The sequence below is a fragment of the Leptolyngbya sp. Heron Island J genome, assembly GCF_000482245.1.
Taxonomy (GTDB): domain Bacteria; phylum Cyanobacteriota; class Cyanobacteriia; order Phormidesmidales; family Phormidesmidaceae; genus Leptothoe.
Genome location: NZ_AWNH01000022.1, coordinates 62516 through 74754, shown reverse-complemented (window position 1 = coordinate 74754; position 12239 = coordinate 62516). Strand labels below are relative to the sequence as shown.

8 protein-coding genes and 1 tRNA gene are annotated in these 12239 nt (G+C 48.6%); 3 read left to right on the top strand and 6 right to left on the bottom strand.

The window, feature by feature from the left end; all coding sequences use genetic code 11:
• Positions 1 to 4: 4 nt before the first annotated feature.
• On the bottom strand, positions 5 to 910 hold the full coding sequence (locus N836_RS47060) for a DUF4349 domain-containing protein (protein WP_023071646.1): 906 nt from the start codon (positions 908 to 910) through the stop codon (positions 5 to 7).
• Positions 911 to 1037: 127 nt separating this feature from the next.
• A tRNA-Leu gene (locus tag N836_RS47055) sits at positions 1038 to 1120 on the bottom strand.
• A gap of 211 nt (positions 1121 to 1331) precedes the next feature.
• Between N836_RS47055 and dnaK the strand changes: the two genes are divergently transcribed.
• Positions 1332 to 4259, top strand: a complete 2928-nt coding sequence (dnaK, locus tag N836_RS47050) for a molecular chaperone DnaK (protein ID WP_031292052.1) — start codon at positions 1332 to 1334, stop codon at positions 4257 to 4259.
• 16 nt (positions 4260 to 4275) lie between these two features.
• On the top strand, positions 4276 to 5151 hold the full coding sequence (locus tag N836_RS47045) for a J domain-containing protein (protein WP_023071644.1): 876 nt from the start codon (positions 4276 to 4278) through the stop codon (positions 5149 to 5151).
• A 2-nt stretch (positions 5152 to 5153) separates the two neighbouring features.
• On the opposite strand, the gene N836_RS47040 is transcribed toward N836_RS47045, so the two are convergent.
• Positions 5154 to 5738, bottom strand: coding sequence for a thioredoxin family protein (locus N836_RS47040; RefSeq protein ID WP_023071643.1), 585 nt, complete (start codon positions 5736 to 5738; stop codon positions 5154 to 5156).
• 360 nt (positions 5739 to 6098) lie between these two features.
• On the opposite strand from N836_RS47040, the gene N836_RS73015 reads away from it, so the two are divergent.
• On the top strand, positions 6099 to 7298 hold the full coding sequence (locus N836_RS73015) for an AMIN domain-containing protein (protein WP_023071641.1): 1200 nt from the start codon (positions 6099 to 6101) through the stop codon (positions 7296 to 7298).
• A gap of 23 nt (positions 7299 to 7321) precedes the next feature.
• Here N836_RS73015 and N836_RS47035 read toward each other — a convergent pair whose 3' ends face one another.
• The 3 genes from N836_RS47035 to purE form a co-directional block, all read right to left on the bottom strand.
• On the bottom strand, positions 7322 to 9340 hold the full coding sequence (locus tag N836_RS47035; protein ID WP_023071640.1) for a DICT sensory domain-containing protein: 2019 nt from the start codon (positions 9338 to 9340) through the stop codon (positions 7322 to 7324).
• A gap of 402 nt (positions 9341 to 9742) precedes the next feature.
• A complete protein-coding gene (locus N836_RS47030) occupies positions 9743 to 11203 on the bottom strand; it encodes an ammonium transporter (RefSeq protein WP_031292048.1) in 1461 nt (486 codons plus the stop codon).
• A gap of 428 nt (positions 11204 to 11631) precedes the next feature.
• Positions 11632 to 12180 carry a 5-(carboxyamino)imidazole ribonucleotide mutase gene (purE, locus tag N836_RS47025; RefSeq protein WP_023071638.1) on the bottom strand — a complete coding sequence of 183 codons (549 nt, stop codon included), beginning with the start codon at positions 12178 to 12180 and terminating at the stop codon, positions 11632 to 11634.
• Between the last annotated feature and the right edge of the window lie 59 nt (positions 12181 to 12239).

Genomic DNA, 12239 nt, shown 5'->3' with positions numbered 1-12239 from the left:
AGCCCTAACTAGGCCGACGACGAATAGTACGGTAGCCAATTACACTCGCAATAGCAACTACCAATAAATAAGGACTATAAGCCAGCAGCCATAGACCAATCTGCATTAACCCTACAGTTAGAGAGCCCACAGACTGAGTCGCTTGTTGCCAGGTAGCACCAATGGTTTCACCTAATGGGCGACCAACGGGCTGCGATGCCACAGCTGCAGCCAGGGTCAAATCGATTGTGGAGTAACGTACTTGAGTTTGTAAATTCTGTACACGGGCATCAATCTGCTCAATTTGCTCCCGTATGCGGCTAAGTTCTCGGGAGACTTCTAGCACGTGGGAAATTTCTCCAGAGCGCTCCATGATTTTAAGCAAAGATTCCTCTGATTTCCGCAGATTACGTAATCTGGCCTGAGCATCAACAAGCTGGGTCGAGACATCTTCCGCGCCTAAACCCTGCTGCTGGACTGTTCCCAAGGCACCGAGTTCCTCCAGCAATGGATCTAAATTGGCTTGGGGGACTCGAATACGTAGATAGGCTGTCCGTTGGACTGCTTCTATTTGATTGTCCTGGAGGTCTAAAATATCGCCCTGATGTGTGCGGATGATTTGCGAGGCACTTTTTAAGCCGTCATCTACCGAATCTACAACTAAGCTTAGCTGTGCTCGTTTGATTAATTGAGGTTGTCCAGCAGTGATAGCAGAGTCATCAGGGGGCTCAACTGGTCTGCTGGTATCTGCTTCAACGGCTTCTTGATCCATCAAAATATTGGCGGATTCGGCGACCGCTGTAGTTTCTGCCGGAGCCTGAGCTTGCGAACCAAACTCATCGCTCATGCTCATTTCAGTAGCGGCACCACAGCTCACCAAGCTAGCGACGGCTACGAGTACTGCTAGTTTTGCCCGCATCAACTTTGCCATGGTTATTTCCTACGTCTCATCTGTATCGTTGTTCCCAGTATGAGTTGGTAACCTTGGCAAGGGAGGCGGGTTACAGAATTTGCAACCATTAAAAAGCCCGGCTTCTATTAGAAGCCGGGCTTTTTAATGCGGATGAAAGGACTTGAACCTTCACGTCACGAAGACACTAGAACCTAAACCTAGCGCGTCTACCAATTCCGCCACATCCGCTTGCGAATTCCATACTATCAGAGAATTCGAACAAGTTATAGCCGGTTCTCTGGAATAGACAACTCTATCCTAACCGGACCATTATGATGGTGTGTACATGTGGTTAAGCCACAGCACAATAGTGGCTTAGACTACTAAGTGACTACTATATATATGATTAATTGTGTAGGCGGCTATGGCCGCTGCACGTGCAGTGGGAGAAACCTATCGGATGGGAAAGGTCGTCGGTATTGACCTCGGTACTACCAACTCAGTTGTCTCAGTCATCGAAGGTGGCAAACCGGTGGTCATCGCCAATACGGAGGGGATGCGCACCACACCTTCAGTGGTGGCCTTTAGTAAAGAGGGAGAGCGTTTAGTAGGACAAATGGCCCGTCGACAGGCGGTGCTTAATCCTCAAAATACGTTTTACAACGTTAAGCGCTACTTGGGGCGTAAATATACAGAACTTAGTTCCGACTCTAAGCGCGTTCCTTACACTGTGCGCAAAGACGATGCTGGGAACGTCAAAGTCCGCTGTCCTCGTTTAGATAAGGACTTTGCTCCCGAAGAAATATCGGCCATGGTGCTACGTAAGCTGGCTGAGGAAGCAAGCCGCTATATGGGCCAGCCTGTAACTGGTGCGGTGATTACTGTCCCTGCATACTTTAACGATGCCCAACGTCAGGCAACCCGAGATGCTGGTCGTATTGCGGGTTTAGAGGTTAAACGGATTATTAATGAGCCAACGGCGGCGGCATTAGCCTACGGATTAGACCAGCAATTTAATCAAACTATTCTGGTGTTTGATCTGGGAGGTGGCACCTTTGATGTATCTATTTTAGATGTACGCAATGGCGTATTTGAAGTCAGATCCACTAGTGGTGACACTCAGCTAGGGGGTATCAACTTTGATAAGAAGATTGTTGACTGGCTGGCGGATGAGTTTCTTGAAACTGAAGGGATTGATCTACGTCGGGATCGGCAGGCTCTTCAGCGTCTGACAGAAGCGGCAGAAAAGGCAAAAATTGAGCTGTCAGGATTGCCGACGGTGGAAATCAATCTGCCGTTTATTACGGCTACTGCTGATGGGCCAAAGCATATTGAGAAAAAGCTGTCGCGATCTCACTTTGAATCACTCTGTGCCGATCTAATTAGTCGTCTACGGGCTCCCCTGCAGCAGGCGATGAATGATGCGCGTTTGTCACCTTCACAAATTGATGAAGTAGTACTTGTCGGTGGCTCCAGTCGCATGCCCATGGTGCAGCAGTTGGTGCGTTCTATCCTCAGCAAAGAACCCAATCAGAATGTGAACCCGGACGAGGCCGTCGCCGTTGGAGCTGCTATTCAAGCTGGCATCCTAACTGAAGAGGTCAAGGACATCATGCTGTTGGATGTCACCCCACTGTCTTTGGGATTAGAGACCATTGGTGGGGTCATGAAAAAGGTCATTCCTCGTAACACCACGATTCCTGTCAGGCGCTCGGATATTTTCTCCACTTCCGAAAATAATCAAACCGTTGTGGAAGTGCATGTGATTCAGGGTGAACGGGAAATGGGGATAGATAACAAATCCCTGGGGCGATTTAAGCTTATGGGCATTCCCCCAGCTCCACGCGGCATTCCCCAGATTCAGGTGTCATTTGATATTGATGCCAATGGTATTTTGCAAGTGTCGGCCATGGATAAAACCACAGGACGCGAGCAGAGTATTACTGTCCAAGAGGCCTCTAACCTATCCGAAGACGATGTCCAACGGATGCTGCGGGAAGCTGAGGAATTTGCCGATGTGGACCGGGGGCAGCGGGAACGAATTGAAAAGCGCAATCGAGCTGAAACGCTGACTTTCCAAGCTGAACGGGCCATGCGCAGTGTTTCTATTGACTTTGGATTGCAGTTTGCTCGCGATCGCAAACGCCGCATCGACAACCTGATTCAAGATCTACGCGATGCCCTCAAACGTGAGGACGAGCGCATGATCGATATGATTCAGTCCGAACTCCAGGATGAATTATATGAACTCAACCGCGAAGCCTATTTGTACGACGCCGATAACGACGACGGGAATATCTTTAGCCAAATTGGCGACACCCTTAAAAAAGCGTTTGAGGACGACGACGATTACTATCGTCGAGACTATGACTGGAATGGCCAAAGCCAGTGGGATAGCCCCAGTTGGTCGGCTGGTCGACGGGATAATCGGAGCGGTTGGGATGATTGGGATGACAGCTGGAGCCAGCCCACATCACCATCAAGTGGTGGTCGTCAGACCTACGATCCTCCCCGTAGCTACGACACCCGAGGCGGTTACGAAAATCGTGACTATGATAATCAGAGACGTCGCTCAGATAGCTACGGTCGCGGTTCCTATGGTCAAGATGCCTACAATCAGACATCCTATGGCCAAGAACCCTACAACCAGGGAGCATCCCGTCAAGAGCATTTTGAGCAAGGAAGCTCTGACCAAAGTCGCTACGAACAGCAAAGCCGCCGTTATGATCAAAGTGCCCAAGGGCGCTATGGGGCTGATGCTTACGATTCTCCATCTCAGCCGCAGGATGGTTCTGGCCAGCAGCGGCCTGCTCAGGATAGGTCTTTTGGTCAAGGTGCCTATAACCAGTCTGCCTATGGACAGAATCCTTACGAGCAAAGCGATAGCTATCGTCAGCGTGATCAAGGTCGTTATGACCGCAGTCCCGAGGAAAATTATGGACGTGGCAGTGTAGACCCCAGAGGGAACTATCCTCAACAGAGCTACACTGATCAAAATACCTACGGTCAGCGTTCTGGTAGCGGTCATAGCCAAGATACGGCTTCTCGTTCAGCCTATGAGCAAGATAATTTACAACAGCCTCGCTACAGCTCAGATGCTGCTGCTAGAGATGAAGTAAGACCACCTGCTTCAGAGCGCTATACACCTCCTACCAATTCTGAATACCCATCTCAGTCAACCGATGGCCATCCTAATGGTGGTCGTTCGACAGCAGCTAGTAACTGGCACTCTAACGCCTCTGTTGATGATGATCCTTGGGCCGATAAGCCGAGTGAGCCAGCGAGTACCCCTGCTAACGGTTACTCTTCTGGAAACACTTCTAGTCGCCAAGGCAGTCCACAGCGCTATAACGACGATGAATGGGGAGACCAAGACGAAGTCTGGTAAGCCGGTCTGTCCCACTATGCAAAATTTTCGAGATTACTATGAGATTCTCGGCATTGTTGAGAGTGCCGATTCGCAAGCAATCAAACAAGCCTATCGTCGTCTTGCTCGCCAGTTTCACCCCGATCTCAATCCGGGTGATCAAGAGGCTGAAGAACGATTTAAGTCCTTAGGTGAAGCCTACGAGATACTTTCTGATCCTGAGCGTAAGGCTCAGTATGATGACTATCGTCGTTATTGGTTACGGCAAAAGTCTGAGGCTGACTATCGTGATCTAGAAGACTTTAATCACTTTGTTGATCAGCTGCTAAATCGCCAAGAAACTGCTAGACCGTCTACTCAGACTAAAAAAACTCCCAAAAAAGATCGGAAAACAAGCAATGCCCAGCGTCGTGATGCTGAGGCCTCTTTGCAAGTGCCTCTGGAACGCGCCTTTCACGGTGGTGCAGAGCGTGTACGTCTGGAGGATGGTCGAGCCTTAGAAGTGGATATGCCGCCGGGCATGCTTACGGGGCAGCGTATTCGTTTAAGAGGGCAAGGAATTAACGGTGGTGATCTCTATCTGAATATTGTGGTAGAGCCCCATTCCTTTCTAAGCGTTCAAGGTCGAGATGTGGTGTGTTGCTTGCCACTTACACCCAGTGAAGCGGTGTTAGGTGGCCAGGTAACAGTGCCTACCCTGGACGGTCCAGTGCAGATGACGATTCCAGCGGGTATTCAGTCAGGTCGCAAGTTACGATTAGCTGGCAAAGGCTATGGCCGCACTCTAGAAGAACGCGGCGATCAAATTGTTGAGATCGAGGTCGCTATTCCTAAGATACTCAGTGAGCAAGAAGCTGAGCTTTATGAAAAACTACGAGCTATTGAGGCCTTTAATCCTAGGGCTCATTATTAAACCTAAGCTCCAAAGTAAGCAGGAGCCTGGCCGGGAGCCCATTTGATATTGCAGCCGATGCTTGGCATTTGTTCTGCGGAAAGACTTTTGCCAGCTAACACCTGATTCAGAGCTTGTCGCAAATCCTTGCCTGTGACGGGCTTACCGTTACTTGGACGACTATCATCGAGCTGGCCTCGATAAACAAGTTTGAGTGAGGCATCAAAGAGGAAAAAATCAGGAGTACAGGCAGCTGTATAAGTTTTAGCTACTGCCTGAGTTGCATCGTAGCAATAAGGAAAACTGAAGCCCTGTTCCTGGGCCTGAGCTTTCATATGCTCGGGTGCATCCTGAGGATGAGTTTCAATGCTGTTGGAGCTAATAGCGATAATCCCTAAGCCCGTATTGCTATAGTCTTGACCAATTTTGGCTAACTCCTGTTCCACATGCTTTACGAATGGGCAGTGGACGCAGATAAACATCACTAGCAGTGCTTTACTATCCGCGAAAGTGTCGAGAGTAACGGTGGCACCTGACATGACACTAATTAGCGAGAATGCTGGAGCTTTGGTGCCTAATGCCAGCATTGTAGACTCAACCATGACCATGGCAAATACCTCAACAACGTACGTCCTTGGTTGCTTATTCAACCACGCTTTTGCATCGCTTATCGCCACTATGGGCGATCGCTAGCTAACCACCAAAAGCCATCGCTGACATGACAAGGGCAGACAATAATAGTCCGGGACTCAGCAGCAAAATGAGCGTTAGCAATTCATGCATTTCCATAGACGCTATGTTTCCTTAAATATAAGGTCAGAGAGTGAATAGTTTTCTCACTGCACCTATCATGGCTGACAAATCTGAAAGACGTGGGGAATTTTTATCAAAAATATGGGTCATGTTTGATAAAGTGACGTATCCTTTTACCTTTAATCGTGTCTGTTAGTATTCTGCAGGTTAGGCTTATGGGGTTCAAACGTCGTTTTTACCAGGTATTGGGGGGCAGTTTATCGGTCCTGGCTCTATCCGTTGCACCGGCCTTGGCAGAAGAACTTCAGGATTGGGCATTTGATACGAGTAGTAGTGAGCTAACGTTCTCGCTTTCAGATCAGGTTTTTCCAGCGTTTTTTCTCCTTGCAGAACCTCCACGCCTGGTACTCGATATCCCTGACACAGCTATTGGGGATGTCGATCCAGAGCAAATTTATGACGGTACGGTGAGATCTATTCGTGTATCACAGCACACTCCGGAGAATGTGAGGGTGGTCATTGAACTGGCCTCTGATATTGTTTTATCGCCTGCCCAGGCGGATATTCAATTTGATGAGGGCGGTGATGGTCAACGGCATTGGCGTTTTCGACCGCTGCTGGCTGAGAATGATACGGCTGTGACTGCAACGGTTAACACTACTGCACCGTCACGCAGTTCTGAGGCAGATACTAGTTCTAGTACAGATCCTAGTCTGTCAGCTGTAAATTTGGAGCTAACTGAACAGCCATCCTCCTCCGCAGTGTTGCCAGTTGATCCCTATGAAGCTGAGTCTTCAACCAGTTTGGTCAGTGTTCCGCCTCTAGAAGACTTGTCTGAAACTGATCTCCCAGGATCCACGGCGGCTGATGTTCCAGATTTGCCACCGATGACCGTTCCGGAACTGGAAGAGACAGGTGCAGACGATGCGTTGACAGCAACCATGCGTGAAGAGGTAGAAGCATCACGTCAAGAGACCTTACCTAATCTAGAAATTGGCGTTGATAATGCCCAGCCTGGTGTTTCCGTGGCAGTTGAGCCATTGAGTGTAGAGTCATCGCAGCCTACAGCGCCAGAAGTAGGCAATCATGCTAGTGAGGACGCTCCGGTTGCAGTCTCTACCAATGTTGGGAGCACTGCTACAGGACCTGAGGATGTTGTTCCTGTGATCGAGCAGCCTGAGGAAGAACCAGCAGTAATCGATTCTTCAACGGCTGAAGTAGTTACGCCTGTCGGGCCAACAGAGACAGCGTTGGCTCCGATTGAGTCGTCATCGCCTCAGTCAGATAATCTGCAACCTGCACGTGGAGATGCTGCGCTGCAAACTATTCAACAACCTGCGGCTGCACGTACAATTGTGCAAACAGCACCACCCACGCCACTGCCGTTTGGCCAACCTCTGCCAGAAGATCTGTAAAGTCCTTTAGGCTGGGTAGCGGACTAGACGGAGATTTTTTTTTGCCGAGATGACCTGATTTTCGACTGTTTGTGGGATTTTGGGTTTATTGGTTGGGCAGCGATTGGTAACGTGAAATGAATTTGGGTGCCTTGATCTTTGCCAACGGAAGTAGCCCAAATTTTGCCGCCCTGGGCTTCTACAATTTGTCGACAAATCGCTAGACCCAGTCCAGTGCCGCCAACTGAACGGCGGAGTGCTCCTTCTTCTTGGTAAAACCGCTCAAACACAGTTTCTAGCCGCTCGGGTTCAATGCCTCGGCCACTGTCGTTAACTGAGACTTCCAGAAAGGCTTCGTCTTTAATAGTTGCTTGGATAGAGATTTTGCCATCAGAGGTTGTAAATTTACAGGCATTGTCGAGTAGTTTAGTGAGCACCTCAACAATCCATTCGCCATCTCCTCGAATTAGGGGTAAGGCCTCAGGTAAATCAACAGTGATGGTAGAACAGTGGGCGTTAGCTCGGCGGCTGCTAAGGGCCAGGGCAACACATTCTTCAAGGGAGAGGGATTCTAGATTCCATTCAATGCGACCGCTTTCTAGACGTGAAAGGGTGAGGAAATCTTGAACAAGTCGCTGCATCCGTTCTGAGTCATCGATTGCTGTTTGCAGCATGGCTTGTTGCATTTCCGCAGGCATATCTGGCTCTGTAAAGAGGCTTTCTAGACAGACTCGAATGGTTGATAGGGGTGTACGTAATTCGTGACCGGTAATGGCGATTAGATTGCTGCGTGTGCGATCAAGGGCGGCTAACTGTTGATTGAGGCTTTCCAGATTAGCGTAGGCTTCAGCTTGAATGACAGCTACGCTGAGCTGAGCTGCTACGGCTTCTACTAGGCTAATGTCGTACTTACTCCAGGGGTGTGGGGTAGTGACACATTGATGTAGCTCGATAATACCTAGTAGTCGTTTTTTGTAGATGAGTGGAACGAGTAGGCAACCACTAATATTCCACTGGTTGAATAATGTTTCGATGGTCGAGATATCAGCAATCTGCTCGTCTGCTGAATTTGTGGCTGTATTTCGTAGGTATGTTAGGGATTCTCGTTGATGGTTGACGGTTTGGTACAGAGGGTTTTCTAAGATAGGCCACCTTTCACCCTTAAGGGAGGTGACATTTGGTTGTCGGAATTCGTGGTGGATTTCAACGCTAGAGGTATCATCGCTGCGATAAATGATGCATCTGCAGGTAGAGATTTCTTGCCCTAACTCATGGGTTGCGATCGCAAACACTTCCGTTGGATTTAATGACTGACGAATTGCCGCGGTAATCGAATTAATTAAACGTTCTCGATTTTCCTTCGCCGCTAGGGCTCTATACGCTTTCAGCAACTTATACTGGCTAGCTTGCACATAGGTAACCAACCGTTGAGCAAAGGGATAAGATTCAGTAATTTCCTCACCATAAGAGTTCCCGGCTAAAAGCTCACTGGGGATAAATTCTGTCTGAGCCTGCGCAATTTTGCCGGACAAATCAGGACGGTAGCTGGCAATGCGCTGCAGCAGACTATAAGCAGCCTGCTCGCACACATGCCTGTTTAAAGTCCAAATCCCCTCAAAGCGACGACTTTGATCCAGCGCAGATGCTCCACCGATCTCCTTTGGCTTTAGCGACCCTTGATCATGCTCGCGGCAAATCAGACAGGCTGTGTATTGTTTGCCTAACACTACTAGATGCCATTCATTAACTAAGGCATCCTCTGGATCAAACGCAATGGTTTCATGTCTAGCTGTTCCCCCAACATCGGCAAACTTAGTATCAGCCGCTGCCATGACATAGATTTGAGGCGTGATTTCAGCTAACCGCAAATAGCGATGTGCTTCTTGACGGTAGAAACGTTCTTGCTGAAAGCTAGCAATCATTAAGGGAGAATCATCTCCGGCCAATACCTGATCTTCCATCGCATGAGAGAGGGCCGTCAGCGATGTCTTGAAATACATTTGTGGCCTTAAGCTTGGTAAGGCCGCAAGCAACTCGTCTAAAACCGAAGCCGGATTGCCCATTCACTTCTACGATGTGATTGATGCCATAGCTGATGACCTAATAAATTAGACACGCGCCTGCTCAATTGGCCAGATCACCAAGCCTAGATGACCTAAGCATTTATACCGAGCACTTGCATCCTAACCAATTGGGCTATCGCTATAGAAACACGCCCAACTGCACCAACCTTATCAGCGCCTATCCAGGCTGCAACGGAATTGTAACTAAGCTTAGGGGAAAGTAGGACAGGCCGAGTCAATGCCTAACAAGATATTGCGAGCCGTCCTATGCGGTCTGAAAGGTACTGATCCCCCCATAACAAAGGGTGAATAGCCTCCAATCAGAAGCTATTCACCCTGAAAACATAGATTCTATCGTAATGCTAAAGCATTCTCAAAGATCCGATCCGACTTAAGGAGGCGCTAAGCAACACCACCCATATCGCTAGTGTCCTTAAGGAAACCACTGTAAGCTTCCATACCGTGCTCACCAATATCCAAACCCTTGAGCTCTTCCTCGGCAGATACACGTAGGCCAAAAGCAGACTTCAGAATAGTCCAAACGACAGAACTGAATACAACGGTAAACAAGCCAATTGCAACAATACCAATCACCTGAGAAATCAGCTGTTGGATACCGCCACCGTAGAACAGACCAGCAGTAGTATCAAACAACCCAACAGCAAGGGTTCCCCAGATACCACATACAAGGTGTACGGAGATGGCGCCAACCGGGTCATCGATTTTGATGCTATCAAAGAAGCCCACTGAGAAGACCACTATCACACCTGCTATCAGGCCAATGATAACTGCGCCGAAGAAGCTAGCACCAGCACAACCAGCTGTAATGCCCACTAGACCGGCTAAGATGCCATTAATAATCATGGATAGGTCGGGCTTACCGCTCATGATCCAAGCTGTTACAGTTGCGGCTACACCACCCGCAGCAGCAGCCAAGTTAGTAGTCACAGCAATGTAAGGAACGGCTCCATCTGCAGCTAGCTGAGAACCGGGGTTAAAGCCAAACCAGCCAATCCAAAGGATTAGACAACCCAAAGTAGCAATACTCATGTTGTGGCCAGGGATTGCATTAATTTGACCATCCTGGTACTTGCCGATCCGAGGCCCCAAAATAGCAGCACCACATAGAGCTGCCCAACCACCAACGGAGTGAACAACAGTGGAGCCAGCAAAGTCAGAAAATCCGCCTGTTGGTAGAGCACCTAACCAACCGTTACCAGACCAGACCCAGTGACCAGTGATTGGATAAGAAATCGCTGTTAGCAAGATGCTGAACAGGATAAAGTCAATAAACTTGATACGCTCGGCTACTGCACCAGACACAATAGTTGCTGCAGTACCAGCAAATGCCGCCTGGAATAAGAAGAACACCGGGGCAGTTAAGTTACCCGCATAGGGCTCGTCAGCAGACAAGCCAGATAAGAAGAAGTTCCCCATACCAAAAACAGGATTGGCTTCGTTGAACATGAGGCCAAATCCGATTGCCCAGAAGGAAAGTGTAGCCAGGGCAAATACGATTAAGTTTTTGGAAAGGATATTAACAGCGTTCTTCTGGCGACAGAATCCGGTTTCCAACATGCCGAAACCAGCGTTCATAAAAATCACCAGGATAGCTGCGATCAGCACCCAGATGTTATCTAAAACAAACTGAACATTCTCAGCAGTAATGGCATCTTCCTGAGCATGAGCTGCTGTATCCCAGGTGGCAACGATAACCAGTGCCAGGGGAATACAAGCTAGCCAAGCCCAAGAAAAGCTTCTACCGAAAAAGCGCTTCGCCATTTGATCAAATGGCGGTGCATAAGAATCCCAGACAGACGATTTACGTCGTCTCGCCTTGCGGCTCAAATTTAGACTAGACATCTCAACAGACGTTCCTACAACACAATCCAATCAACTAAAACTCACTATCAAAGGCTCCAACCCTAGACAGTGAAGTCCGTGTGTGAGGGGACCTTGACAGTTCAAGATACTCAATGACCGACGGTGGCTCTGAGACCGTGATATGGCAGTGCCAAACATTGGGAAAAATCAAAATTAGCGATTAATCAAGATTTTTGCCGACAGTAGCTTTTCCATCACGTCACGCACGAACATACCTAGCCTGCTAGATGTATTCATGCTGGTACATTGCACTATCTATTAGATAGATTCCACCAATTTCAGCAAAGTCATTCTGTATCAAGTAATACACTTGATACGTGTGAATGGAATATTAGGTGTTTGAGCCCTGCTTATTTTTGCTTATTTTCAAAAATTAATAATGTACCGAGCCTCAAAGCTATTGATAGTTAGTGAGATGCTTCAATGTTTTGAGATGGAAACATCGTCTTTAAGTACGGATGAGGACCAAGCTCGTCAAGACGCTGCTGTTTGTCTAGGACACTGTTTTTGAGGTTTTGGCGATAGGTTTGAATTTTTTCTAAGAGTTGGCGATCGCTAGTCGCCAAGATCTGGGCTGCTAATAAACCCGCATTTTTGGCATTGCCAATAGCCACCGTTGCTACCGGAATACCACCGGGCATTTGCACAATTGAATAAAGCGAGTCTATTCCCTGCATGCTGCGACTTTTAACGGGAACACCAATGACCGGAAGTGGCGTGAGGGCGGCGACCATGCCTGGTAAATGAGCGGCTCCACCGGCCCCAGCGATGATGACTTTTAAGCCTCGTTCGACTGCCGTTTGAGCATAGTTCACCATCCGATCTGGTGTGCGATGGGCTGACACAATAGCGATTTCGTGTGGAATGCCAAAGTCTTCACAAACAACAATGGCTGCTTCCATGGTGGGCAGATCAGAATCGCTGCCCATAATGATGCCGACAAGGGGAGAAGTCATAGGACGGATACGTGAATGGTATGCCTGGCCTGACCAGGGTCTTTTGTTAGCCTACCGGG